We start from the raw sequence: 25,186 nt of genomic DNA, 5'->3' as shown, positions 1-25,186 counted from the left end.
ATGGTTCAGTTACGAGGAAACCTTACGAAGAAAATGGAGGCCAACCCGGGCAAGGTTCGCTTCCGTCGCTGGAAGGCCATGGGCATCGGCTCGCGCATCTCGCTTGTGGTGCTGGTGCTGGTCGTTATGATCGCCGCGTTTGCGAATATCGTTGCCCCGCATGATCCGCTGGCTATCTTCACGGCGCGCCAGGCTCCTGATGCGCAGTTCCTGTTCGGTACCGACGACAAGGGCCGCGACGTTTTGTCGCGCATGATGTACGGTGCGCGTTACTCGCTCATCATCGGCATCGGCGCTACGGGCTTTGCGCTTGTGTGCGGCTCGATCATCGGCGCTATCGCCGCCGTGTCCCGCAAGTGGGTCAGCGAAGTCATCATGCGCGTGCTCGACGTCATCATGTCGTTTCCGGGCATCGCCTTGGCCGCCACGTTCGTCATCGCGTTCGGCAACTCGCTGGCAACGCTGATCTTCGCCATCGGCTTTCTGTACATTCCCCAGATCGCCCGCATCGTGCGCGCGAACGTGGTTTCGGAGTACAACCAAGATTACGTCCGCGCCGTCGTCGTAAGCGGCGCTCGTGCCCCGTGGATCCTGGTCAAGCACGTTGTGCGCAACTGCATCGCCCCGGTCATGGTGTTCACCATCGTGCTGGTGGCCGACGCGATCGTGTTCGAGGCGTCGCTGTCCTTTATCTCGGCCGGCATCCCCGAGCCTACTCCCACCTGGGGCAACATTTTGGCTGACGCCCGCAACGGCGTGCTGTCCGGTCGTTGGTGGCAGGCGCTGTTCCCGGGTCTTGCCATCATGATCACGGTTCTGTGCCTGAACATCCTGTCCGAGGGCATCACCGACGCCATGGCCGCCGCTCCCAAGGCTCCGGTCAAGGCTGACGACTCCGCCGTGCTGGCCGAGCGCGAAGCCGACAAGATGGTTGCCGACCCCACGCTGGCGTACGCCGCTCAGGCCGACATGCTGGAGAAGCGCCTGATGCAGCTGCAGACCATCGAGAAGACGCGCACCGATCGCTTTGAGGCTCGCACCGATGTGCCGCCTATTTTGGAAGTCAAGGACCTGTGCATCAAGTTCCCGCGTCACGGCGACGTGAACGTGGTGGACCACGTGAGTTTCGTGGTGCGCCCGCGCCAGACCATGGGCTTGGTGGGCGAGTCCGGCTGCGGCAAGTCCATTACGTCGCTGACCATCATGGGCCTGCTCGATCCGAAGGCAACCGTCACGGGCGAGATCCTGTACGACGGTCAGAACCTGCTGGCCATGGACCAGAAGCAGATGAACGCTCTGCGCGGCCGCGAAATCGCCATGATCTACCAGGACGCGCTGTCTTCGCTCAACCCGTCCATGCTGATCAGGGCTCAGATGAAGCAGCTGACCAAGCGCGGCGGCACCCGTAGCGCCGAGGAGCTGCTGGAGCTGGTGGGCCTTGACCCGAAGCGCACGCTCGACTCCTATCCGCACGAGCTGTCGGGCGGCCAGCGTCAGCGCGTGCTCATCGCCATGGCGCTCACGCGCGACCCGAAGGTCATCATCGCCGACGAGCCCACTACGGCTCTTGATGTGACCGTGCAGAAGCAGGTCATCGACCTTTTGAACAAGCTGCAGAAGGAACTGGGCTTCGCCATGGTGTTCGTCAGCCACGACCTGGCGCTTGTCGCCGAAGTGGCGAACTCCATCACGGTTATGTACGCCGGTCAGGTGGTCGAGCAGGGTCCGGTGTCGGACATCCTGTGCCACCCCGTGCACGAGTACACGCGCGGACTGCTGGGCTCGGTGCTTTCCATCGAAGCCGGCGGCGACCGCCTGCACCAGGTTCCCGGCAGCGTTCCCAGCCCGAAGGACTTCCCTCAGGGCGACCGCTTCACGCCGCGTTCGAGCCATCCCGACAAGGTGTCGCAGCTGCGTCCCGTGCTCAAGCGCGTCGAAAGCACCGATCATTACTACGCCGAGCTGCCTGACAGCGAACTCAAGCGCCTTGGCATCAAACCGTACGTTCCCGGAGGTGTGCTGCTATGAGCGAACTCGAAACGAACGTGGCGAACGCTTCCGCCGCCGACGGGCAGACGCCCATCATCTTCCTCGACGACATCCGCGTGACGTTCAAGACGCGCACCGGCTCCATCCTGCACCCGAACAAGGTGCAGGCCGTCCGCGGCCTGACCCTCAAGCTGATGCCGGGTCAGACCTTGGGCATCGTGGGCGAGTCCGGCTGCGGCAAGTCCACCACGGCCAACGTGATGTGCGGCTTGCAGCAGCCCACGGAGGGCCGCGTGTTCTTCAAGGGCGAGGACGTTACAAAGCGCTCCGCCGCCCAGCGCCGCTTGATCGGCCGCGTGATCTCGGTGGTCTTCCAGGACCCCGCCACGGCGCTCAACGCGCGCATGAGCGTGCACGACCAGCTGCTTGACCCGCTGGTGGTGCACAAGGTGGGCGACAAGACGTCTCGCGAGGCTCGCGTGAACGAGCTGATCGAGATGGTCGGCCTGCCGGGGTCGGTGCTCGACGCGCTGCCGGGCCAGCTGTCCGGCGGCCAGCGCCAGCGCGTGGCTATTGCGCGCGCCCTGTCGCTCAAGCCCGACGCCATCATTGCCGACGAGCCCACGAGCGCCCTTGACGTGTCCGTGCGCGCACAGATTCTGAACCTGCTCATGGACCTGAAGAAGGAGCTCGGCCTGTCCATGGTGTTCATCAGCCACGATATCCAGACGGTGCGCTACATTTCCGACCGCATCATCGTGATGAACGCGGGCGAGGCTGTGGAAAACGGCACCGCCAAAGAGGTGTTCGAACATCCGAAAGACGACTACACGCGCTTGCTCTTGGGGGCTGCGCCCTCGCTGCTGCACCCCGATTTGGGCAAGTAGCGTCTCGGTTCTTGGCAAGCGCTGCTTGCGGAACGCATGCGCGATGAAGCTGGTTCGAGCCCGTCTCCTCAGGGAGGCGGGCTCTCTTTTTGCAGGTGCTGCTTGCGCGCGAGTCAGGCCGTTTGCCGACGAGTGCGCCCGCGACATGCCGTCCGGTGCGTCCGCCGCGCTGCGAGGCGAATTCGTACTGGTATTATGAGGGCTGTATAGTCGGATCAGGCGAAGAGTTCTGTGCGAGAGAAGAGGGTCGGGGCCCGCGCGTGCGATTGCGTCACACGGGGGCTTGCGTTCTCCGTGCGAATTTCCGGTCGGGCCACATCCCCTTCAAAGGAGAGGAATATGACGAGAGAATTCAAATCAATGGATGGCAACAATGCCGCGGCGTACGTCTCCTATGCGTTTACCGAGGTCGCAGGCATCTATCCTATTACCCCGTCGAGCCCTATGGCCGACCTGGTGGACCAGTGGTCCGCTGCAGGAAAGAAGAACATCTTCGGCACCACTGTCAAGGTGTGCGAGATGCAGTCCGAGGGCGGCGCTGCAGGCGCGGTTCACGGCTCGCTTGCTGCGGGTGCTCTGACCACCACGTACACGGCTTCTCAGGGTCTGCTCCTCATGATCCCCAATATGTATAAGATTGCCGCTGAGATGCTGCCGACCGTGTTCCACGTAAGCGCGCGCACCGTGGCCACCCAGGCGCTCAGCATCTTCGGCGACCACTCCGACGTCATGGCATGCCGCCAGACCGGTTTTGCCATGCTGGCCGAAAGCAACGTCCAGGAAGTCATGGACCTGTCCGCCGTCGCCCATCTGGCCGCCATCAAGGGTCGCATCCCCTTCATCAACTTCTTCGACGGTTTCCGCACGTCGCACGAGGTGCAGAAGATCGCCGTGTGGGATTTCGACGATCTGGCCGAGATGTGCGATATGGACGCCGTGCGCGCGTTCCGCGAGCATGCGCTCAACCCTGAGCGTCCCGCCATGCGCGGCAGCCATGAGAACGGCGACATCTTCTTCCAGCACCGCGAGGCGTGCAACGGCGTGTACGACGCGCTGCCTGCCGTGGTCGAGGACTACATGAACCAGGTCAACGCCAAGCTGGGCACCGATTACCAGCTGTTCAACTACTACGGCGCTCCCGACGCCGACCGCGTGATCGTGGCCATGGGCTCGTTCTGCGACGTGGTGGAAGAGGTTGTCGACTACCTGAACGCCAACGGCCAGAAGGTGGGTCTGGTGAAGGTTCGCCTGTACCGTCCCTTCGTGTCCGAGAAGTTCATGGCGGCGCTGCCGTCCACCGTGCAGAAGATCGCGGTCATGGACCGTACCAAGGAGCCGGGCTCCCTGGGCGAGCCGTTGTATATGGACGTGGTGAACGCGCTTGCGCACGAGGGCCGCACCGATCTTACGGTGGTTGGCGGCCGCTATGGCCTGGCATCGAAGGATACCCCGCCGTCTTCGGTGTTCGCCATCTACACGGAGCTCGAGAAGGATGCGCCGGCGCGCGAGTTCACGGTCGGCATCGTCGACGACGTGACGAACCTGTCTTTGCCCGAGGATCCGAACAGCCCCAACACCGCTGCGGCCGGCACCATCGAGTGCAAGTTCTGGGGTCTGGGCGGCGACGGCACGGTGGGCGCGAACAAGAACTCCATCAAGATCATCGGCGACCACACCGACAAGTACGTGCAGGCGTACTTCCAGTACGACTCGAAGAAGACGGGCGGCGTGACCATCAGCCACCTGCGCTTCGGCGATTCTCCCATCAAGAGCACGTACTACGTGAACAAGGCGGACTTCGTGGCGTGCCACAACCCGTCTTACGTCACCAAGGGCTTCCGCATGGTCAACGACGTGAAGCCCGGTGGTGCGTTCATGATCAACTGCCAGTGGACGCCGGAAGAGCTCGAGCACCACTTGAGCGCCGAGGCCAAGCGCTATATCGCCAACAACAACATCAAGCTGTACACCATCAACGCCATCGACCTTGCTCGCGAGATCGGCATGGGCAAGCGCACGAACACCATCCTGCAGTCGGCGTTCTTCACGCTGGCAAACGTCATCCCGCAGGACGAGGCTCTTCAGTACATGAAGGACGCGGCTACGAAGTCGTACCTGAAGAAGGGCCAGGAAGTCGTGGATATGAACCATCGCGCTATCGATGCTGGCGCGACGGCGTTCGTGCGCGTGGACGTGCCGGCCAGCTGGGCTGACGCGAAGGACGAGGGCCAGGGTGCCGAGCTTGAGGGCCGCCCTGGGCTGGTCAAGATGGTTCGCGACATCATGGAGCCGGTTGGCCGCATGGACGGCGACCGTTTGCCCGTGTCCGCGTTCGTGGAACATGCTGACGGCCAGTTCGAGCAGGGTGCGGCTGCGTACGAGAAGCGCGGCGTTGCCGTGAGCGTTCCCACGTGGGACGCGGCAAGCTGCATCCAGTGCAACCAGTGCGCCTTCGTGTGCCCGCACGCCACCATTCGTCCGTTCGCGTTGACCGAAGAGGAAGCCGCCGCTGCTCCGTCCGCCATCACGCTGGTGCCGGCGAAGGGCAAGGCCGCCGCAGGCATGCAGTACACGCTAGCCATTTCGCCGCTCGACTGCATGGGCTGCAGCGTGTGCGCGAACGTGTGCCCGAGCGATTCGCTCAAGATGGTGGACCAGGAAGCCGAGCTGGCTCAGCAAGACGTGTTCAACTACTGCGTCGACCAGGTGTCCGACAAGCCCGCTTTGGGCGATGCGACGGTCAAGGGCAGCCAGTTCAAGCAGCCGCTGCTCGAGTTCTCGGGCGCTTGCGCGGGCTGCGCCGAGACGGCGTACGCGAAGCTGGTCACGCAGCTGTTCGGCGATCGCATGTACGTGGCGAACGCGACGGGCTGCTCGTCTATCTGGGGCGGTCCTGCAGCTACCTCGCCGTACACCATGAACAAGGACGGTCATGGTCCTGCATGGTCGAACTCGCTGTTCGAGGACAACGCCGAGCATGGCTTGGGCATGCTGTTGGGTCACGAGGCCGTGCGCGACAAGCTGCTGGCCGACACGGAGAAGCTGCTTGCCTCCGATGCTGATCAGGCCGTGAAGGATGCGGCGCAAGCTTGGGTTGAGGCGCGCAACGAGGCCGAGGCAAGCAAGGAGGCGGCTGCTGCGTATGTGGCCAAGCTCCAGGAAATCGCCGAGGGTAACAACATTGCCGCCGACATCCTGGAGAACAGCGAATACCTGACCAAGAAGTCCGTGTGGATCTTCGGCGGCGACGGCTGGGCGTACGACATCGGTTACGGCGGCCTTGATCATGTGCTGGCTTCCGGCGAGGACGTGAACGTGTTCGTGTTTGATACCGAGGTGTACTCCAACACGGGCGGCCAGGCTTCCAAGGCTACCAACATCGGCCAGGTTGCGCAGTTCGCGGCCGCCGGCAAGGACGTCAAGAAGAAGAGCCTGACCGAGATCGCTATGGCATACGGCTACGTGTACGTGGCGCAGGTGGCCATGGGCGCGAAGCCGGCCCAGACCATCAAGGCCATCGCCGAGGCCGAGGCGTATCCGGGACCGTCGCTCATCATCGGCTACTCGCCGTGCGAGATGCACTCCATCAAGGGCGGCATGGCCAACTGCCAGGACGAAATGGCGAAGGCGGTCGACTGCGGGTACTGGAACCTGTTCCGCTTCAACCCGGCTGCTCCTGCGGGCAAGAAGTTCGTGCTGGATTCCAAGGAGCCCGCGGGCGGCTACCAGGAGTTCCTTATGAACGAGGCACGCTACAGCCGCCTGACGCGCGAGTTCCCCGAGCGCGCGACCGAGCTGTTCGAGCGCAACGAGAAGGCTGCTCTGGAGCGCTACGAACACCTGCTCAAGCTCAAGGACGTGTACGCGGAGGCGTAAGCGAACGCGCGGATGCAAGCGTGGTGGTGAGTTCCTGAAAGTTGAAAGCCCTCGGCATTGCGCCGAGGGCTTTTTTACGAGCGGCTTGCAAGATGCCGGCAGATGTTTGACGTAGCGGCCGGTGCTTCTGCTCGATTTTACGCGCAATGTTGCGTTTTTTGGGCCGTAGGCCCTCCTTGTCGTCGTCCCTCTAAGGGCTGCATTCTATTAGCCCAGTTCACGGAGATGCGGCTTTTGAGGGAGCGAGTCCGTACGCAACATTTGAGTAAAAATCGAGCAGTCAGGGATCACGTGTATGTTGGCGTCGATCTGTCAAGAGCGCGGTTCGGCGCAAAAGGAGCAGCTTCTTGGTCGAATACTTCAGGTGCGGGAGGTGCGGGGCGAAGGCTTTTCACTGTGAAGCGCCACTATCCCGCGGGCAAATGCGAAGGCGCGCCTTCCGAACGCTTCCGCGCGCGGATCCCTCTGCGCATCTCGGAGCCGTCGCTTGATGCGGCGTGCGTCGTTTGCCCGCTAGCCCGTTACCCTGCGTTTTCGATGCCCAGCAGGTTGAACAGCTCTTTGCGAGAATGCACGTCGAGTTTCTGGTAGATGTGCTTCACATGGGTCTTTACGGTGCTGTTCGCTACGAACAGTTCGCGTTCGATGTCGGCAGGCTTCTTCCTTTGCGCAAGCAGCAGAAGAATCTCCTCTTCGCGTTGCGTGAGCGCCGCTCGTTCCGCGAGTTCTTGGCACTTTATTCCCAGGCGATTTCTTTCGGTTGGCATGTTTTGGTCGTCTTCGAGGGTTTCTTTGAGCACGGCACCCCAAGGCGAAGAGAGCTGTTTTTCCGAAAGCAGTAGCTTTGTTGCGAAAACTACCGACAAGGTGACCACGACGCCCAATGCAACATCCACTGCGAAAGGCGATGCAACAAGGCTCGTGAGATCTCTTGTTCCGATTCCCGCTTGCACGGAAACAAGGCGCACTGCTCGCTCGATCCCGAATAGCCATAGTGCGTTGACGCCGTAGCGGTAGACGAGGTTGCTGAGAATGATCATGATTACAATCAAGCAAAGCGTGTAGCTGCCAAGAGCGCAAAAGCTTGAAATGAAACTTCCTCGCGGGAGGAAATCTCCGAAAGGAACAAGCGAGAATACAATAAGCAACAAGGCTATCTTGCAAAGCGCGGAGAATTGGAAAGCCGTGCGGCGCAAGCTGATGCAGGCGTATACGGGCACGCCTGCAAACACGCAGCCCAATCCTGAATGGATGCCGAGCGGTCCTTCGAATACGTGCTCGCACAGTCCGTATGAGAACGAATAAAGCGCAACGACGGCGATTGGCTTCCAGGGAAGCGAAAACGATCCCCAGGTGGCATGGGGCCGCTCGGTGTCAGGAAGGTAGGAGTACGCCTGCTTGAGACATGCGAGCGATACCATTGGGACAAGGCAGGTGCAGACGAACAGCCAAGGCAGCGCCAAACCCTTGAAAAGCCAAAGGATGAGCGATCCGACAACGATTCCTCCGGAGTAGTAGAGGGCTACGCGCAAGGGGTTCAGGCATCCGAAAAGCTCCGACCACAGCAAAATAAGAAACGCTATGCCTACTCCTCCCGCAATGACGGCGGGGATACCTAGGTATTGACTGGTTCCGGGGTCGAGTATGGAATAAAAATTACAGCATGTTGACGCGATGAGGCAGATGGCAGCAACGGGAGCCGGCCATGACTTGCCGTACAGAGGTGCAATCCTGCTTGCGCCAAGCGCAACGACGACGAGCGTGATGGCGGTAATCATGTTGAAAGCGGTGAAGTCGGCGAAGGCGTTTGCCTGAATGGGGAACACTATCGAAGTGTTGGCGTACACGGTTTCGGTCCATGCGCGAAAAATTCCCATTCCCGCAAAACAGAACGGCATTCCCAACAGTTTTCTTTGTTCGCCCTCCATGCGCCCCTCCTTTATACGCCTCCCCAGACGTGCGGACAATTATACCGACTTGCATGAGCCTGCAGAGCCTCCAATACGCGCATGAGCTGGAAATCCCCCTGTTTTCAGCAAGAAGGGGGAGAAGGGGAGGCGTTAATTCCCCTGGTTAAAGCAGCTGATGGGTGACGATCCTCCGTTGCTTCCGACGTAAAGTCTTGCCCAGCATCAAGCAGATGCGAGACCGTGCGAAAGCAAAGAACGAGAAAGGGAGGCGGTTTCATGAAGGAGTTGTCTCGTAGGGGTTTTCTGACCGCAGCGGCGGTAACGGCTGCGGGTGCGGCTGTTGCAGGTATGGCGGGGTGCTCCCCGAAGGACACCGGGGAGCAGAAGAAGGAAGAGGCGGTGCAGACGCGCTGGAGCTGGGAAACGAAACCTGAGCCCATTGCGGACGGAGACATCGCAGAGACCATCGATACCGAAATCTGCATCATAGGATTGGGTTCTTCGGGCACGACGGCTGCGCTTGCTGCCGCGCAGAGCGGGGCTAAAGTGACCGTGCTTCAGAAGATGGAAAAGGTTCAGACGAACGGGTGGTGCGTGGCCGCCTACAATTCCAAGAAGTTCTTGGAAGCAGGCCAGACGTACGATTTGCCTCAGATTTACGCCGATTTTGCCAACTTGTCCAATGGCCGCGACAATCCGCGTGCGGTCAATCTGTTCCTGCGCCGCAGCGGCGAGGTTATGGACTATATCATTCGCCAAACGCCTGAGCATACGCCCGTCATGCTGGAGAGCGGTCATACGTATGGCTGGTTTATCAACAACGACATGGCAACGCGCTACGAGCAGTTCCGTCTGCTCCTGAATACCATGGTTGAAAAAGCTGTGGCTGCAGGGGCGAACATCATGTACGAAACTCCTGCGGTTCGTCTTGTCCAGGACGAGAGCGGTCGCGTGACGGGAGTCGTGGGCCAGCGCAAAGACAAGTCGTACGTGAAAATCAACGCCTCCAAGGGCGTTCTCATGGCCACGGGCGATCTGTCCGACGACCCCGAAATGCTCGAGTGCTTCGCCCCTATGCTGCAAGGCGTGCAGACCATGCACGGCGCACCGTGCAACACGGGCGACGGTCACAAGATGGGCCTTTGGGCCGGTGCGGCCATGGATGAGGGCCCGCACTGCATCATGATGCACTTCGATCCCACGTGGATGCCCGAAGGCGGCGCTCCGTACTCCGGTATTCCGTGGTTGCGCGTGAACCTCAAGGGCGAGCGCTTTGCGAACGAGGACCTGGGCTACCAGAGCGTGGTGACGTCCGTCCGTCTCCAGCCGGAGCAGACCGCTTTCCAGATCACTGACGCCAATTGGGCCGTGCATGCGGCGAAGGGCGATTACAAGCATCCCAACAGCCACAGCCGTGCCACTACGAACCCGGAAGCCGACTGGCAGGACGCCATCGAGCGCGGCGCCATTGTGAAGGCCGACACGCTTGAAGAGCTTGCGGACGCTTGCGGGATCGAGAAGGCTGCATTCCTCAAGACCGTTGCCCGGTACAACGAACTTGCAGAAAAGGGCGTTGACGAAGACTTCGGCGTAAACGGCCAATTTATGTCCTGGAATGCAATCAAGCAGCCTCCGTTCTACGCGGTCAAGCGCATGCCCGCCGTTCTCAGCACCGTGAGCGGTTTGAAGATCAATGAAAAGCTTGAAGTGGTGAAGCCCGATGGCGAGCCTCTGGGCGGTCTGTACGCTTCCGGCAACGTTTCCGGTTCGTACTATGGCGACGACTACCCGCTGTTCATTACGGGCGGATCGCATGGCCGCGCTTGGACGTTCGGCGTGCTTGCCGTGCGCTCGGCACTGGGCAAGTTGGACGAGCCTCTTGATACCTTGGGCGCGTAACCTGCGTCTATAGGCCTCGCAGCGTCCCCTCCCTCCCCGGGCGCCTGCGAATGCAGCCTCCCCGACGACCTCGGTTGCCGGGGAGGCTTTTGCGACTTGCGGGCACGTGCTGTTCGCCCCCTGCCGTCTGCGCTGTTTGCGTGTTCGATCTGGGCAATTCCGAAGCGGCTTCTTGTCGCGCTCGTTGATTCGTGCTGTAATCGTTTCCTGTACATAGCAGAAAGCAGCTGGGAGCACCGTTGCGCATCATCGTTGATTCGGAGCCGTTTTGACCGATCTTTCAACTTCGTATCCGTTCGTGTACCTACACGGAATTCTTGCCCATGATCGCAGCGCGATCGAGTCGAACCTGTGGGGCCGCATTCCCCAGGAGATTCGTCGGCGGGGCGGCATCGCGATGTTCGGAAACCAGGATTCCCTCGGGTCGGTTCAATCGAACGTCTACCAGCTTGAGCGTACGCTGGATATGGCGTTCAAACTAACCGAAGCCCCCAAGGTTCATATCATCGCCCATTCCAAAGGCGGCCTCGACGCGCGTTGCCTGGCCCATCGACCGAGCATGCAGGGCCGCATCGCTTCCATTACCACGTTCGCAACGCCGCACGGGGGATTGAGAACCGCCGATCATTTTCTTGGGATGAGCTCGTCGTGCCTGGAAAGGATTGCGTCTCCCATCAACTGGAAGGCCACGAAAAACGGCGACATGTATGCCGACTGCATTGGCGTGCTGCATGATCTGTCGACGGAGGGCGCCGCTCGCTTCAACGAAGCGTATCCCGACTTGCCCGACATCGAGTACCGCACGTTCGGAGCCGTCGAGCAGCCGCGCCATCGCTCGCCTAAGGGCGCGTGGATGCACTGGATGGTGAAACGCTACGACGGCGAAAACGACGGGCTGGTTCCCGCTTCGTCCACGAAGCGCGATCCTTGGCAGGAGCTGCGCGTGCCGGAAGGGGAGCCTGGGCTTAACCACAACGACGTTATCGATCAGCGCAAACGTGATACGCCCATCATTACGGGCGACGGTAGGACGTGGAGTTCGATCGTCGAATTCCACATGAGCTTGGCCGAAGATCTGGCGGCTATCCGATAAAAAGCGGAGCGGGGCGAAGGGTTGACGGCGCTCCCTTCGCCCCGCTCCGCTTCTCTGCTTGCGTTGCGTTAGCGCAGCAGCTTTTCCACGTAGGCAAGCTTGACGCAGCAAACGAACACGTCCATAGCCTGGTCAAGCTCTTCAAGCGGCGGCAGGCTGGGCGCGATGCGAATGTTCGAGTCGCGCGGATCTCGGCCGTAGGGGTACGTGGCTCCTGCTCCGGTCATGGTAACCCCGGCTTCCTTGGCCAGCTCCACGGCGCGCGCAGCCGTTCCCTCCGGCGCATCGAACGACACGAAGTACCCGCCGCGCGGGTTGCTCCATGCGCATTCGCCCACGCCGGCCAGTCCTTCTTCCAGTTTGCGAACTACCAGCTGGAACTTCGGGCGCAGGATGGCGGCGTGCTTGCGCATGTGCTCTGCCAGCCCTTCGGCATCGCGCAGGAAGCGTACGTGGCGCAATTGGTTGAGCTTGTCGTGTCCGATGGTCTGCGCGCCCATGCAGCGCTTGACCTCGGCGATGTTCGCCGGGCTGGCCGCCATGGCGGAAATCCCGGCTCCCGGGAACGTGACCTTGGAAGTGGAGGCGAACTTGAAGCAGCGGTCGGGATTTCCCGCTTCGGCGCATGCCCGTGCGATGTCAAGCAGGTGGTCCTGCTCGTCCGCTGCTTCGAACAGGTGGTGCATCCCGTAAGCGTTGTCCCAGAATATGCGGAAGTCGGCGGCGGCGCAGGTCATGGACGCCAAGCGGCGCACCACTTCGTCTGAGTACGTGACGCCGCCGGGATTCGAGTACTTCGGCACGCACCAAATTCCCTTGACCGCCGCATCCGACGCAGCGATGCGCTCAACTTCGTCCATGTCGGGACCGTCTTCGGTCATGGGAACGGGGATCATCTCGATGCCGAACGCCTCAGTCACGCCGAAGTGCCGGTCGTAGCCCGGCGTCGGGCAGATCCAGGCAACGCGATCGAGCGAGCACCAGGGAGCCGATCCCAAGGTGCCGAACATCCAGCAGCGCGCCACGGTGTCGTACATGACGTTCAGGCTGGCGTTGCCGAACACGATCACGTTTTCGGGCTGATCGTCCAGCATGGTTGCCATTAGGGCCTTCGCTTCGGGCAGGCCGTCGAGCACGCCGTAGTTGCGCGCGTCGGTGCCGTCTAAGGCCGTGCAGGCTTCGAGTGTGGTCAGCGTTTCCAGCAGAGGCATGCTCAGGTCAAGCTGCGCCTTCGAGGGCTTGCCGCGCGCCATGTTGAGCGCGAGGCCCTGTGCTTTGAATGCGGCATGCTCCCGTTCCAAACTCGCCTTGAGCTCGGATAGCTCCTCGGCTGCTCGCTCTGCGTACGCTGTCATCGTGCGTCCTTCCGCCTGATCGTCTTGCTCGTACCGCCACAGTATAAAGTATCCGTTGCCGGCCAACCATGGGCGAAGCCCCGATTGCCCCGATCGGCCCGATCGGGCAGCTGCCAGGGGCTTTGCGGGCTTGTCGGATTGCGCAGAGCGTCCATGTGCAGCGCTCCCTGCGCACCGGCGAACGGGGTTCGCGGAAGGGCCGTATTCCCGCGCGATCGGCCGAGCCTGTTCGCGGCTTGGCGAATAGTCGACCTTTCGCGGACTGTTATGCCTTATAATCCCATCGTTTCGCACATCTTCCGATTTGAATCGGATCACTATGAGGGGAGGGGACGAACGTGGTCACCAGCGACTTCTGGACCGTACTGGCGATGCTCATCTACTTTATCGTCGTACTGACCATCGGCTTCGTGTACGCGAAGCGATCAAACTCGTCGACGGCGGAGTACTTTCTAGGGGGGCGCGGCGTCGGCCCGTGGCTGACGGCACTGTCCGCCGAGGCGTCCGACATGTCCGGATGGCTGCTGATGGGCCTGCCGGGCGTCGCGTACTTCACCGGCGCTTCCGATGCCATGTGGACGGCTATCGGCTTGGCGATCGGCACCTACTTGAACTGGAAATTCGTGGCGAAGCGTTTGCGGAAGTATTCCGTGGTGGCGGGCGACTCCATCACGCTGCCGGAATTCTACAGCAAGCGCTTCCACGATACGAAGAACATCGTATCGACGGTGGCTGCGATCATCATCATGGTCTTCTTCTGCGTGTACGTGGGCAGCTGCTTCGTAACGTGCGGCAAGCTGTTCGCCACGCTGTTCGGCCTGGATTACTCCACCATGATGGTGCTCGGCGCTATCGTCGTGTTTCTGTACACCCTGGTGGGCGGCTACTTGTCCGTTGTTGCTACCGACTTCGTGCAGGGCGTGCTCATGTTCTTCGCACTGGCCGTGGTGTTTGTCGGTTCGGTGGCCTGGGCGGGCGGCATCGACAACACGGTGGCCTTCCTGCAGAGCATCCCCGGCTTCTTGAGCGGCACGGAAATCGCGGTGCCCATCGTGGATGAGGCCGGCAAGCAGATCGTGGAAAACGGCGCGCCGCTGTTCGACGTTCCGGCTGACTATCCGCTCATCACCATCGCTTCCATGCTGGCGTGGGGCCTTGGCTACTTCGGTATGCCGCAGGTGCTCGTGCGCTTCATGGGCATCCGTGACGCCGAGGAAATAAAGAAATCGCGCGTTATCGCCGTGGTGTGGTGCGTCGTGTCGCTGGCGTGCGGCATCTGCATCGGCCTGGTGGGACGTTCCATCATCCCCACCGAGTTCGCAACGCAAGCGGCGGCCGAGAACGTGTTCATCGTGCTTTCGCAGATGATCCTGCCGCCTTTCATGTGCGGCGTTGTGGTGTCCGGCATCTTCGCCGCATCCATGAGTTCGTCGTCCTCGTACCTGCTGATCGCCGGTTCGTCGGTGGCCGAGAACATCTTCCGCGGCGTCATCAAGAAGGACGCCACCGACCGCCAGGTCATGATCGTCGCACGTCTTACGCTCATTGCGGTCTTCCTGTTCGGCATATTCGTGGCGTACGACGAGAACTCGTCCATTTTTGGCGTGGTCAGCTACGCTTGGGCTGGCTTGGGAGCGTCGTTCGGCCCGCTTACGCTGTGCAGCCTGTACTGGCGTCGCACGAACATGCAGGGTGCGCTTGCCGGCATGATCGCCGGTACGGCAACGGTGCTCATCTGGCATAACCTCATCAAGCCCCTGGGCGGCGTGTTCGGCATCTACGAGCTTTTGCCGGCGTTCATCGTGTCGCTTCTGGCTATCGTTATCGTGTCGAAGCTTACCGCTGCGCCGTCAGAGGCCGTGCAGCACGAGTTCGATCACTACATGGAGGCCGACGTCTCGAAGTAAAGCGGTTTTGCACCTGCCGAACCGAATGGAAACGGGCTCGATGCGCAAGCGTCGGGCCCGTTCTACTATATATAGAAGTAGGGGCACAAGTGGTTGTGGTAATGCATTTGCCCAGTTCCCAGGCTCATTAAGTCATTGGGAGGCCGATGCGGCGGACGACTTTTCGAGCGGTTGCGCAGTCTTTCCTACCTGAGCAGGGGTTATGAAATGCCTCCACAACGCTTTTTGTTCCACGGCGCAAACATGGTATTATTCGTTCAGCTTTTGCCCATACGTACTACGTGCTCAATCTAGGAGGCTTTCGCATGAGCGAGCATCTAATCGGACTTGACAGGCGAGCATTTATCAGCGGCGCTGCTGCGCTCGGCGCCCTTTCTTTTATGGCTCCGAAGGCCGCGTTCGCAGAGACGGCTGCTGAGAAGCAAGCCGAAGCTGACGCCGTCCGCAATCAGTTGGTTGGATTGCAGGCTGACCTCGAGGCAGCCGAGATCAACTATTATTCCGCGCTGGACAAGCGCGACGCTGCCAAGCAGGCCATGGAGGCCGAACAGGTGAAGATCGACGACGCCAACGGCAAGATCGCCGATCTCCAGGACAAGCTGGGAACGCGTGCGCGCAGCATGTACCGCTCCGGCTCTTCGAGCTTCCTCGATTTCGTCCTGGGCGCTACGTCGTTCGACGAGTTCACGCAGAACTGGGATCTTCTGAACCAGATGAACGAGAACGACTCGAACATGGTCAACGAGACCAAGACCCTGCGCGAAGAACTTCAGACTGCCAAAGACGAGTATGCTCGCCAGGAAAAGATCGCGTCGCAGAAGGCTGAAGAGGCCAAGCAGATTCAGGCTGAGGTTCAGGCCAAGGTCGATAATGCGGCCAAACTGGTCAGCACGCTCGACGCCGAGGCGCAGGAGCTTCTGCTGCAAGAGCAGGCTGCTGCAGCGGCCGCCGCAGCAGCAGCTGCTCAGGCTGCTGCCGAGGAAGAGGCTCGCAAGCAGAACAACGGCGGCTCTGGCGGCGGCGGTTCCATCGTGTATCCCGGCGGTGGCGGCGGCGGTGGAAACGCTGGCGGCGGCGGTGGCGGCGGTAACATCGGCGGCGGTGGCGGCGGCGGAAGCGTCGGCGACTACAGCGGCGTGGTGGGCTACGCCATGAGCCGCATCGGCTGCCCGTACGTTTGGGGCGCCGAGGGTCCGGACGCGTTCGACTGCTCCGGCTTGGTTACGTGGGCGTACCGTCAGGTCGGTCGCTACGTGCCGCACCAGAGCGAGGCCCAGTACGCTGCTGCTTCCAATATCGTTCCGGTGTCCCAGGCTCGTCCCGGCGACGTCCTGTGGCGCTACGGCCACGTTGGCATCGCGGTCAGCTACGGCGGCTCGCATTACGTGCACGCACCAACCTTCAACGCTTACGTGCGTGACACCGACCCCTTGTCGTGGGCGCAATTCACGGCGGCGCTTCAGTTCTAAGGTGGAAAACCATATACGAAAAGAGGGCTTCGGCCCTTTTTTCGTATCGCGCGCAAGCGCCGGATGTCGAAAGGGGAGAGAAATGCGCGTAACCGTTGAACTCGAGAACGGGCTTTTGCCCGACAGGTTCGGGAAATACGCCCCGGAGGAATACACGGTGGACGGAAATCCTGTCCGTTCGTTTCCTTTCGAGGTGACGGACGTGCCGGAGGGCGCGCGGTCGCTTGCGCTTGTGTTCGTCGATTGGGACGCCATTCCCGTGGGCGGATTCTGCTGGATTCACTGGCTTGCCTGCAATATTGCGCCCGACGCAACCCGTATTCCCGAAAACGCAAGCGCGTCGGGGGCCGTGCCTTGCGTTCAGGGATCCAACAGCAACTGGTCGCCTCTTGCCGGCGGAAGCTCCAACCCGCAGGTGACGCAGCGCTATTCCGGACCGTACCCTCCAGACAAGACGCATGTCTACACGCTGACCGTCTATGCGCTCGATTGCGAGCTCGACCTTCCCGAAGGGTACTACTTTAACGAGTTTCGCCGCGCCATCCAGGGCCACGTGTTGGCTCAGGCGTCCGTCGAGTTGCCCAGCCGAGCGTAGGGGAGCGCCGCCGCATGGGCCGAGTCGAAAGCGTCGTTCACCCGATCGAGCCGGTGTTCGACGAGTCTTCGCGCGTACTTGTCTTGGGAACCATGCCTTCGCCGGCTTCGCGCAGGGCGGGCTTTTACTACGCCCATCCCCAAAATCGCTTCTGGAAGGTCTTGGCGGCTTTGTTCGACGAACCAGAACCAAAAGGCACCGATGCTCGCGCGCAGTTTGCGCTACGGCACCATATTGCGCTTTGGGACGTGTTGGCCTCGTGCACGATCGAAGGCGCCTCGGATGCAAGCATTGCGAATCCCGTCCCCAACGATCTGGAGCGCATCGTGCGAATCGCCTCGATTTCCACGGTGTTCACCACGGGAAGAAAAGCCGAAGAACTTTTCAAGCGCTATGCAAGGAAAATGATCCCGGAAGCAAATTTTGTGCCGCTTCCTTCGACAAGCGGAGCGAATGCTCGTATGAGTCTGGACGCCCTCATAAGTGCGTATCAGCCGCTTTTGCAAGCCGTTTCTCCAGGTGATAGCGGTATAGGGGAGAAAAAGCCCGCCGACTCTATATCCATGCAAGAGGGTCAAAGTGAGGAGGAATGATGGAGACACACCCGGAGGCGTGTAGATGGTTGACACGGTTTGAATCCTAGCGTATTATTCTCCTGCTCGCTCGTTCGGGACAAACGAAAGAGCGGCAGGCAGCTTGATAAATACACATGAATTGAGCAGCGAATTATGGGCGTGTGCCCGAGTGGCTAAAGGGGACGGGCTGTAAACCCGTTGGCTATGCCTACCTAGGTTCGAATCCTAGCGCGCCCACCATCTTTCGCCTGTGTAGCTCAGTCGGTAGAGCACTTCCTTGGTAAGGAAGAGGTCGTCGGTTCAAGTCCGATCGCAGGCTCCATGCTAAATGGCGGTGTAGCTCAGTTGGTCAGAGCACACGGTTCATACCCGTGGCGTCACTGGTTCAAATCCAGTCACCGCTACCATTTGCATTATTCCGCGTCCGCTTTGTCGGACGCGTCGTTATTTTTTGTTTTGTTTTCGCGAAAGCGAACCCTATAAGGAGGATGACACATGGCTAAGGAGAAGTTCGAGCGTTCCAAGCCGCATGTTAACATCGGCACCATCGGTCACGTTGACCACGGCAAGACGACGCTGACGGCTGCTATTTCCAAGACGCTGTCCGAGAACGACGGCTCTCACGGCACCGCTCACGCCGACTTCACGGCTTTCGAGAACATCGACAAGGCCCCCGAAGAGCGCGAGCGCGGCATCACGATCTCCATCGCTCACATCGAGTACGAGACGGAAGCTCGCCACTACGCTCACGTTGACTGCCCCGGTCACGCTGACTACGTCAAGAACATGATCACGGGTGCTGCTCAGATGGACGGCGCCATCCTGGTTATCGCCGCTACCGACGGCCCCATGGCTCAGACCCGCGAGCACATCCTGCTCGCCCGTCAGGTCGGCGTTCCCTACATCGTCGTCTTCCTGAACAAGTGCGACATGGTCGACGACGAGGAGCTCCTCGAGCTCGTCGAGATGGAAGTTCGCGAGCTGCTCGACAGCTACGAGTTCCCCGGCGACGACACCCCGATCATCCGCGGCTCCGCTCTCAAGGCTCTTGAGGGTGAGAAGGAGTGGCAGGACAAGGTTTGGGAGCTCATGGACGCCGTTGACTCCTACATCCCGACGCCGGAGCGCATGGTCGACAAGCCGTTCCTGATGGCTGTTGAGGACACCATGACCATCACCGGTCGTGGCACCGTTGCCACCGGCCGTGTCGAGCGTGGCGTGCTGCACGTGAACGACCCGCTGGAGATCATCGGTATCAAGGAAACCGCTAACACGGTTTGCACCGGTATCGAGATGTTCCGCAAGCTGCTCGACGAGGCTCAGGCTGGCGACAACATCGGCTGCCTGCTCCGCGGCGTCAAGCGCGAGGACATCGTTCGCGGCCAGGTTCTCTGCAAGCCCGGTAGCGTGACCCCGCACACCGAGTTCGAGGGCCAGGTCTACATCCTGACGAAGGAAGAGGGCGGCCGCCACACGCCGTTCTTCGACGGCTACCGTCCGCAGTTCTATTTCCGCACGACGGACGTGACGGGCGTTGCCCACCTTCCCGAGGGCACCGAGATGGTCATGCCGGGCGACAACATCGAGATCAAGGGCGAGCTCATTCACCCGATCGCGATGGAAGAGGGCCTGCGCTTCGCTATCCGCGAGGGTGGCCGCACGGTTGGCTCCGGTCGCGTGACCAAGATCATCAAGTAACACCCTGTTTCACCGGTTAACCTTATGCGGGGCCCGCATCAGCGGGCCCCGTTCATGAGAATTCATGTGTATGCGATTCGAGCGCCGTTCGGATTAGGTAAAAGGAGAATTCATGCGTACGTTGGTCACCTTGGCATGCACGGAGTGCAAGCGCCGCAATTACACGACCAAGAAGAACAAGCAGAACAATCCCGACCGTATCGAGTTGAAGAAGTACTGCAAGTGGTGCCAGTGCCACACGGTGCATAAAGAGACCCGATAGCGCGTCTGAGGTTTGCACGAGCATAGGCCAGTAGCTCCAATTGGTAGAGCGGCGGTCTCCAAAACCGCATGTTGGGGGTTCGAGTCCCTCCTGGCCTGCCAGCTCGAGATATGAGCAGCTTGCATTCAGGTTGCTTGGATGAGCAGCTTGGAATCAGGCTGCTTGTTTGGCGTTTAGACGGATAACGATCCCCGGTTAAGGAATCAGATGGCGAAGAAATCAAAGACACAGCGTGCGAAGGCTTCTGCTGCTCGTGCTGCTCGCAAGGAGCAGGCGCAGCTTCAGGCTGCCGAAGCCGAGGCGAACAAGGTCGCTGAGGCGGACGCTGTTGAAACTGAAGCGCCCAAGAGGAAGTTCTTCAAGAAATCCCAGAAGAACGAAACGTCCGTGAACGACGGCAAGCAGGACAAGGCGCAGCGCAAGGAACTTGAGAAGAAGGCTGAGAAGAAGCCGGCGAAGAAGCGCCGCTTCGGTTTTCTCAAGGACGTGCGCTCTGAGCTGAAGCGCGTTACCTGGCCGACTAAGCAGGACGTGCTCCGTTGGAGCGTTGTCGTGGTTGTTGCCTTGTTGTTCTTCGGCGTGTACGTCGCCGTGCTCGACAACGTCGTTATCACGCCGTTGTTGGTTGCGATTTCTGGTTTGGGGGCTTAGCAGATGGCTAAGAAGTGGTACGTCCTGCATACGTATTCAGGATACGAGAACAAGGTTAAGAAGAACCTCGAGACGCGCATCGAAACGATGGGTCTTGAGAACAATGTGTTCGCTATCGAAATCCCGACGGAGACGGTCACCGAGATCAAAGAGGGCGGTCGTCGCGTCGAGAGCGAGAAGAAGGTGTTCCCCGGATACGTTCTCGTCCGTATGGACTTGGACGATCGTAGCTGGGCCGCAGTTCGCAACACGCCGGGCGTAACCGGATTCGTGGGCGCGGACGGCAACCCTGCTCCTCTTACGCGCGAAGAGTACAACAAGATCATGAAGCGCACGGACACGAAGAAGAAGCCTGCGGTTTCTTCGAGCCTGGAAGTGGGCCAATCGGTCAAGGTTGTGTCGGGTCCCCTCGCCGAGTTCGATGGCGTGGTTTCCGAGGTGTCGCCTGATGCGGGCAAGGTGAAGGTTATGGTCTCCATCTTCGGCCGCGAAACTCCTGTCGAGCTTTCGTTCGATCAGGTGGCGAAGATCTAAAGGTGCGAACAAAAGCGGCTTCGCGTGCCCGCGTGGACCGGGGCTTCTCACTCGAAACCAGCCGCTTTGTTGATAGAAACAACGTTTAACTTTATGTGTGACAGTCAGCTGAAAGGATAGTTCACCATGGCTGAAAAGAAGCAAACCGGCTTTATCAAGCTTCAGATTCCCGCGGGTGCCGCGAACCCGGCTCCTCCGGTTGGCCCGGCGCTCGGCGCTCAGGGTGTCAACATCATGCAGTTCTGCCAGGCGTTCAACGCTCAGACGCAGGACCAGTCCGGCACCATCATCCCGGTTGAGATCACGGTGTACGAGGACAAGTCCTTCACCTTCGTGTGCAAGACTCCTCCGGCGGCCGTGCTCATCAAGGAGAAGCTGGGCATCAACAGCGGTTCCGGCATCCCGCAGCTGCAGTCCGTCGGCACGTTGACCGAGGACCAGCTCCGCGAGATCGCCGAGATCAAGCTCCCGGACCTCAACGCCAACACGGTTGAGGCTGCCATGGAGATCATCGCCGGCACGGCGCGCAGCATGGGCGTGCGCATCGAAGGTCGCGAGATGAAGAAGAAGTACGTGCCTTCCAAGAAGGTTGCCGCTATGCTCCAGGGCAAGACGATCGACTAACGACGTCTTCTGCAATGCGTGATCGCAGCTGCGCATGATGTGCGCAGCTGCTTTGACGATACAGGAAAGTGGAAGGGCGCTTCGCGTCCGCTACACACCACGAAAGGAAACATCATGAAAATGTCCAAGAACTACCGTGCGGCTCTCGAGAAGATCGGCGAGTCCACCTACGCTCCGCTCGAAGCGTTCAGCCTTGTGAAGGAGGTTTCGACGGCTAAGTTCGACCAGACCGTTGAGGCTCACTTCCGTTTGGGCATCGACACCCGTCAGGCTGATCAGCAGCTGCGTGGTACCGTGAGCCTGCCGAACGGCTCGGGCAAGACGGTTCGCGTTGCTGTGTTCGCTGAGGGCGAGGCTGCCCGCGCCGCCGAGGAAGCCGGCGCCGACATCGTGGGCACCGATGAGCTGGTTCAGCAGATCCAGGCTGGCGAGTTCAACTTCGACGCCGCTGTTGCGACGCCCGACCAGATGGGCAAAGTTGGTCGTCTGGGCAAGATCCTGGGCCCCCGCGGCTTGATGCCGAACCCCAAGCTGGGCACGGTGACCAACGACGTCGTCAAGGCCATCAACGAGCTCAAGGGCGGCCGCGTGGAATATCGTGCAGACCGCTACGGTATCGCTCACGTTGTCATCGGCAAGGCCAGCTTCACGGCTGAGCAGCTTGCTGAGAACTACGGCGCCGTGTACGACGAGATCCTGCGTATGAAGCCGGCTGCGGCCAAGGGCAAGTACGTGAAGTCGATCTCCGTCTCTGCCACCATGACGCCGGGCGTTTCCGTTGACTCGGGCGTGACCCGCAACTACACGGAAGCTGCTGCCGAATAAGCTGCACTGTTAGACGTTGAAGAAAAGGGACCTGCGGGTCCCTTTTCTTTTACCCTCATTTAAGATCTCAATGTGATATCATGTTGGTATCGACAATCTGAGAAAGGAACCGTCATGTCCGTTGAAAAGACCGTTCACGTGCGAAGCGGCTGGCCGATGTTGGTGTTGACGCTGGTTTTGGTCGTCGCGTTTGCTGCGATAATCGCTACGGGGGCTACCATGCTTCCTCCCGACGATGCTCCGGTGACCACCACAGCGCAGGCGCTTGGCGTCGGGCTGCTTGTTTCAGGCATCGTGGGAGTATGCATCGTTCCGTTGATTCTGCTCATGGGCTTCTTCACCATTCAGCCGAACCAGGCGCGCGTTCTCATCCTGTTCGGCGACTACAAGGGCACGGTGCGAGACGAAGGCTTCCATTGGGCGAACCCGTTCTACTCGCGTAGTGCTGGCAGCACGGCTGATCCCGCTACGGGCAAAGCCGTGCCCATGAATACGAAGATCTCGCTGCGCGCTCGCACGTACAACGGCGACCACTTGAAGGTGAACGACAAATGCGGCAACCCCATCGAGATCGCAGACGTCGTTGTTTGGCGCGTTGAGAACACGGCGAAGGCTTTGTTCGACGTGGACGACTACAATTCCTACGTGCACACGCAAAGCGAAACGGCTTTGCGGCACGTGGCTACCGCGTACGCTTACGATCAGATGCCCGGCGAGCCCGAGGATGGGATCACGCTCCGCAGCAACATCGAGGAGGTTTCCGCCGCCCTTAAAGAAGAGCTTTCGGTGCGCTTGGAAAAGGCCGGCGTGGTGATTGACGACGCGCGCCTTACGCACCTTGCGTATGCGCCGGAGATCGCTCAGGCGATGCTGCGTCGCCAGCAGGCTGACGCGGTGATCGCTGCGCGTGAGAAGATCGTGCAGGGTGCCGTGGGCATGGTCGATATGGCGCTTTCCGAGCTATCCAACAAGAACGTGGTAGACTTGGACGACGAGCGCAAGGCCGCTATGGTTTCGAACCTGATGGTGGTCCTTTGCGGAGACTCTGACGCGCAGCCCGTGCTGAACACGGGCACGCTCTACCAGTAAAAGGAATCGGCGCACCTGGGCTTGCTCCCGGGTGCGCCGATGCGGTGACGATATGGCGAAACGCAAACAATACCCCTTGCGCGTGGACCCCGCTTTATGGGAGGCCATCGAGCGCTGGGCTGCCGACGACCTGCGCAGCGTGAACGCACAGGTGGAATTTATCTTGCGTCGCGCGTTGAGCGAAGCGGGCAGGTTGAAGCCTCCGCCCCCGCGCGACGAAACCGACCTTGGGTAAAAGGGGGACGGGGCCGACGATTCGTGTTTGACATCGGAACGAACACGAGCCGTCGGCCCCGTCTTCTCGTTTTGCTCTGCATGCGCGTTTCGCAACGATCGGCTCCTCTTTCGGAGAAGCGTCTTCTCGTTGATCGATTCGCTATGATTTTCAAAAGGAAGCCGCTACACTGGGGCAAAGGAGCGCCCGACGTGCGGTGCGTTGCGCGCTCGGCGCCAAAACGCTTCGAGGTTAGGAGATCTGCATGGAGGCTTCCGTTTACCCGAATCAACCCGAAACGCTGCAGGAAACCGTGGCTTTGCTGGAGAGGGCGTACTTGTACGCGTATCCGCTGGTGCTCATGGGCGTCATCAAAGACCGGACGACGAACGTGGTGGTCCCCGACGCGGAGCACGCTCCCATCAACCAGCTGTTCCATGCTCAAGCGCTGGCGACGCCCGATATGGTGAGCTTGACGCGTCCGAACGTGGATACGGTGTACTCGCAGGCTTATCTGGACCTGGGGGCCGAGCCGATTTTGCTGTACAAGCCCGCCACGGATCGTTACTGCTCGATTCAGACGTTCGATGGGTACTCCAACACGCCCGTAGTGCTTGGTACGGGCGGAGTAGGGGGCAGCGATACTGCAACCTACGCGTTTGTTGGACCGTTCTGGTCGGGCGAGCTTCCGCAGGGCGTGACCAAGGTCTCCATGCCCACGAATTTCGTTTGGCTGCTGCTTCGAACGAAGTGCTTTGGCGTTGACGACCTGCCGGGCGTTCGCGAGGTCCAGCAGGGCATGAGAATGTACCCGCTTTCGGCTCATGCGCTGGACGAGGGCGCGGGATACGCGTGTCCGAAGGGGTCGTACGATCCCGCGTACGACTACGTTCCCTTGGAATTCATGCAACGGCTTTCCGTCCAGGATTTCTTCACGCGCTTCAACGGGCTGGCTTCGGGCAATCCGGGAGCCCCTGAGGACGCCCCGGCGCTGGCGCAATTCGAAACCGTAGGCATCGGCGCAGGGTTGACGTTCGACATCGCTGCCTTGGGGGAAGGCGTTGCCAAGGCGGCTGCGTATCTGCCGACGCTTCTGGATCGCGATTTCTCGTCGGCTCATGCCAGCACCACCGTTTCGAACGGCTGGATGTTTATGGACGATCGCGTGGGCACGTTCGGCACCGATTACGCGTACCGTGCTGTGGTGGCGTTCGGCGGGTTCGCCAATCCTGTGACCATGGCGGTGTATCCGTCGATGGTCGTGGATGTCGCAGGGAATCCCTTGCGCGGCGACAAGTCGTACCGCCTGCATTTTGCCGCGGGCGAAACCCCGCCCCATGCAAGCGAGGGATGGTGGTCGCTTACAGCCTACACCGAAGCGGGCCGGTTGATACCCAACGAGCTAAACCGTTACAACATCGGCGAGGTGGACGACCTGCCCTTCAACGAGGACGGATCGCTCGATCTGTATCTTCAGGCTGAAGGGCCCGCAGACGATCGCGTGCGCTTCTGGCTGCCTTTGTGCGAAGACGTATTCTCGTTGACGATGCGCATCTACCTCCCGGACGAGCGCGTGCTTTCTTTCGACTGGAAGCTTCCGCCGCTTGAAGCCGTATAGCCCGACCTTGTGCACGACCGTCGTGCGAGCTGCGGTGCGATCGACTTGCGGCGGCAAGCTGCGAGGGAGCCGGGGCCGTAGGGTTCGGAAGGGGTGCTATACTGGTCGGCGACAAG

20 protein-coding genes and 4 tRNA genes are annotated in these 25,186 nt (G+C 60.5%); 22 read left to right on the top strand and 2 right to left on the bottom strand.

The window, feature by feature from the left end:
* From LG373_RS07345 to nifJ, 3 genes are all read left to right on the top strand, one after another.
* A complete protein-coding gene (locus tag LG373_RS07345; RefSeq protein WP_114567162.1) occupies positions 1-2,028 on the top strand; it encodes a dipeptide/oligopeptide/nickel ABC transporter permease/ATP-binding protein in 2,028 nt (675 codons plus the stop codon).
* Positions 2,025-2,876, top strand: a complete 852-nt coding sequence (locus tag LG373_RS07340) for an ABC transporter ATP-binding protein (RefSeq protein WP_114567163.1) — start codon at positions 2,025-2,027, stop codon at positions 2,874-2,876. Before LG373_RS07345 ends, LG373_RS07340 begins: the two co-directional genes overlap by 4 nt.
* 339 nt (positions 2,877-3,215) lie before the next feature.
* Positions 3,216-6,752: a pyruvate:ferredoxin (flavodoxin) oxidoreductase gene (gene nifJ, locus LG373_RS07335; RefSeq protein WP_225749423.1), complete on the top strand. Its 3,537-nt coding sequence runs from the start codon at positions 3,216-3,218 to the stop codon at positions 6,750-6,752.
* A gap of 521 nt (positions 6,753-7,273) precedes the next feature.
* Here the strand turns inward: nifJ and LG373_RS07330 are convergent.
* The gene (locus LG373_RS07330) at positions 7,274-8,680 is read right to left on the bottom strand and encodes a LuxR C-terminal-related transcriptional regulator (protein ID WP_225749422.1); all 1,407 of its coding nucleotides are present in this window, start codon (positions 8,678-8,680) and stop codon (positions 7,274-7,276) included.
* Between the two features lie 258 nt (positions 8,681-8,938).
* Between LG373_RS07330 and LG373_RS07325 the strand changes: the two genes are divergently transcribed.
* On the top strand, positions 8,939-10,561 hold the full coding sequence (locus LG373_RS07325; RefSeq protein ID WP_114567238.1) for an FAD-binding protein: 1,623 nt from the start codon (positions 8,939-8,941) through the stop codon (positions 10,559-10,561).
* A gap of 268 nt (positions 10,562-10,829) precedes the next feature.
* The gene (locus LG373_RS07320) at positions 10,830-11,654 is read left to right on the top strand and encodes a triacylglycerol lipase (protein ID WP_225749421.1); all 825 of its coding nucleotides are present in this window, start codon (positions 10,830-10,832) and stop codon (positions 11,652-11,654) included.
* 68 nt (positions 11,655-11,722) lie between these two features.
* Here the strand turns inward: LG373_RS07320 and LG373_RS07315 are convergent, their stop codons facing one another.
* A complete protein-coding gene (locus LG373_RS07315) occupies positions 11,723-13,009 on the bottom strand; it encodes an aminotransferase class I/II-fold pyridoxal phosphate-dependent enzyme (protein ID WP_225749420.1) in 1,287 nt (428 codons plus the stop codon).
* 338 nt (positions 13,010-13,347) lie between these two features.
* Here LG373_RS07315 and putP point away from each other — a divergent pair, with 338 nt between their 5' ends.
* The 17 genes from putP (at position 13,348) to LG373_RS07230 (ending at position 25,070) form a co-directional block, all read left to right on the top strand.
* Positions 13,348-14,916, top strand: a complete 1,569-nt coding sequence (gene putP / locus LG373_RS07310) for a sodium/proline symporter PutP (RefSeq protein WP_114567168.1) — start codon at positions 13,348-13,350, stop codon at positions 14,914-14,916.
* A 305-nt stretch (positions 14,917-15,221) separates the two neighbouring features.
* Positions 15,222-16,385: a C40 family peptidase gene (locus LG373_RS07305; RefSeq protein ID WP_114567169.1), complete on the top strand. Its 1,164-nt coding sequence runs from the start codon at positions 15,222-15,224 to the stop codon at positions 16,383-16,385.
* Positions 16,386-16,467: 82 nt separating this feature from the next.
* Positions 16,468-16,980, top strand: a complete 513-nt coding sequence (locus LG373_RS07300; RefSeq protein WP_225749419.1) for a YbhB/YbcL family Raf kinase inhibitor-like protein — start codon at positions 16,468-16,470, stop codon at positions 16,978-16,980.
* 53 nt (positions 16,981-17,033) lie between these two features.
* Entirely contained in the window at positions 17,034-17,573 is a 540-nt protein-coding gene (locus LG373_RS07295; protein WP_255616281.1) for a DNA-deoxyinosine glycosylase, read from the top strand.
* 137 nt (positions 17,574-17,710) lie between these two features.
* A tRNA-Tyr gene (locus LG373_RS07290) sits at positions 17,711-17,795 on the top strand.
* Between the two features lie 6 nt (positions 17,796-17,801).
* Positions 17,802-17,877, top strand: a tRNA-Thr gene (locus LG373_RS07285).
* An 8-nt stretch (positions 17,878-17,885) separates the two neighbouring features.
* Positions 17,886-17,962: transfer RNA gene (locus tag LG373_RS07280), tRNA-Met, on the top strand.
* 88 nt (positions 17,963-18,050) lie between these two features.
* Positions 18,051-19,253: an elongation factor Tu gene (gene tuf, locus LG373_RS07275; RefSeq protein ID WP_114567172.1), complete on the top strand. Its 1,203-nt coding sequence runs from the start codon at positions 18,051-18,053 to the stop codon at positions 19,251-19,253.
* A gap of 112 nt (positions 19,254-19,365) precedes the next feature.
* The gene (rpmG, locus tag LG373_RS07270; RefSeq protein ID WP_080803366.1) at positions 19,366-19,515 is read left to right on the top strand and encodes a 50S ribosomal protein L33; all 150 of its coding nucleotides are present in this window, start codon (positions 19,366-19,368) and stop codon (positions 19,513-19,515) included.
* A 24-nt stretch (positions 19,516-19,539) separates the two neighbouring features.
* Positions 19,540-19,616, top strand: a tRNA-Trp gene (locus LG373_RS07265).
* Positions 19,617-19,722: 106 nt separating this feature from the next.
* Positions 19,723-20,166, top strand: a complete 444-nt coding sequence (gene secE / locus LG373_RS07260; protein ID WP_114567173.1) for a preprotein translocase subunit SecE — start codon at positions 19,723-19,725, stop codon at positions 20,164-20,166.
* Positions 20,167-20,169: 3 nt separating this feature from the next.
* The gene (gene nusG / locus LG373_RS07255) at positions 20,170-20,700 is read left to right on the top strand and encodes a transcription termination/antitermination protein NusG (RefSeq protein WP_114567174.1); all 531 of its coding nucleotides are present in this window, start codon (positions 20,170-20,172) and stop codon (positions 20,698-20,700) included.
* 126 nt (positions 20,701-20,826) lie between these two features.
* A complete protein-coding gene (gene rplK / locus LG373_RS07250) occupies positions 20,827-21,324 on the top strand; it encodes a 50S ribosomal protein L11 (RefSeq protein WP_114567175.1) in 498 nt (165 codons plus the stop codon).
* A gap of 111 nt (positions 21,325-21,435) precedes the next feature.
* Positions 21,436-22,149 carry a 50S ribosomal protein L1 gene (gene rplA / locus LG373_RS07245; RefSeq protein ID WP_114567239.1) on the top strand — a complete coding sequence of 238 codons (714 nt, stop codon included), beginning with the start codon at positions 21,436-21,438 and terminating at the stop codon, positions 22,147-22,149.
* Between the two features lie 114 nt (positions 22,150-22,263).
* Positions 22,264-23,238: an SPFH domain-containing protein gene (locus LG373_RS07240; RefSeq protein WP_225749417.1), complete on the top strand. Its 975-nt coding sequence runs from the start codon at positions 22,264-22,266 to the stop codon at positions 23,236-23,238.
* A gap of 52 nt (positions 23,239-23,290) precedes the next feature.
* On the top strand, positions 23,291-23,473 hold the full coding sequence (locus LG373_RS07235; RefSeq protein WP_114567241.1) for a hypothetical protein: 183 nt from the start codon (positions 23,291-23,293) through the stop codon (positions 23,471-23,473).
* A 244-nt stretch (positions 23,474-23,717) separates the two neighbouring features.
* Entirely contained in the window at positions 23,718-25,070 is a 1,353-nt protein-coding gene (locus tag LG373_RS07230) for a DUF1254 domain-containing protein (RefSeq protein ID WP_225749416.1), read from the top strand.
* Positions 25,071-25,186: the final 116 nt, after the last annotated feature.

It is taken from the genome of Paraeggerthella sp. Marseille-Q4926, assembly GCF_916618935.1.
Lineage (GTDB): Bacteria > Actinomycetota > Coriobacteriia > Coriobacteriales > Eggerthellaceae > Paraeggerthella > Paraeggerthella hominis.
Note: the sequence above shows the minus strand (reverse complement) of the source record. Positions and strands in the feature narration are given on the sequence as shown.

Bases quoted from the DNA above. Each gene is read 5' to 3' on its own strand.
- LG373_RS07345 (WP_114567162.1), top strand. From the start codon at position 1: ATGGTTCAGTTACGAGGAAACCTTACGAAGAAAATGGAGGCCAACCCG.
- LG373_RS07340 (WP_114567163.1), top strand. From the start codon at position 2,025: ATGAGCGAACTCGAAACGAACGTGGCGAACGCTTCCGCCGCCGACGGG.
- nifJ (WP_225749423.1), top strand. From the start codon at position 3,216: ATGACGAGAGAATTCAAATCAATGGATGGCAACAATGCCGCGGCGTAC.
- LG373_RS07330 (WP_225749422.1), bottom strand. From the start codon at position 8,680: ATGGAGGGCGAACAAAGAAAACTGTTGGGAATGCCGTTCTGTTTTGCG.
- LG373_RS07325 (WP_114567238.1), top strand. From the start codon at position 8,939: ATGAAGGAGTTGTCTCGTAGGGGTTTTCTGACCGCAGCGGCGGTAACG.
- LG373_RS07315 (WP_225749420.1), bottom strand. From the start codon at position 13,009: ATGACAGCGTACGCAGAGCGAGCAGCCGAGGAGCTATCCGAGCTCAAG.
- LG373_RS07305 (WP_114567169.1), top strand. From the start codon at position 15,222: ATGAGCGAGCATCTAATCGGACTTGACAGGCGAGCATTTATCAGCGGC.
- LG373_RS07300 (WP_225749419.1), top strand. From the start codon at position 16,468: ATGCGCGTAACCGTTGAACTCGAGAACGGGCTTTTGCCCGACAGGTTC.
- tuf (WP_114567172.1), top strand. From the start codon at position 18,051: ATGGCTAAGGAGAAGTTCGAGCGTTCCAAGCCGCATGTTAACATCGGC.
- rpmG (WP_080803366.1), top strand. From the start codon at position 19,366: ATGCGTACGTTGGTCACCTTGGCATGCACGGAGTGCAAGCGCCGCAAT.
- secE (WP_114567173.1), top strand. From the start codon at position 19,723: ATGGCGAAGAAATCAAAGACACAGCGTGCGAAGGCTTCTGCTGCTCGT.
- nusG (WP_114567174.1), top strand. From the start codon at position 20,170: ATGGCTAAGAAGTGGTACGTCCTGCATACGTATTCAGGATACGAGAAC.
- rplK (WP_114567175.1), top strand. From the start codon at position 20,827: ATGGCTGAAAAGAAGCAAACCGGCTTTATCAAGCTTCAGATTCCCGCG.
- LG373_RS07240 (WP_225749417.1), top strand. From the start codon at position 22,264: ATGTCCGTTGAAAAGACCGTTCACGTGCGAAGCGGCTGGCCGATGTTG.
- LG373_RS07235 (WP_114567241.1), top strand. From the start codon at position 23,291: ATGGCGAAACGCAAACAATACCCCTTGCGCGTGGACCCCGCTTTATGG.
- LG373_RS07230 (WP_225749416.1), top strand. From the start codon at position 23,718: ATGGAGGCTTCCGTTTACCCGAATCAACCCGAAACGCTGCAGGAAACC.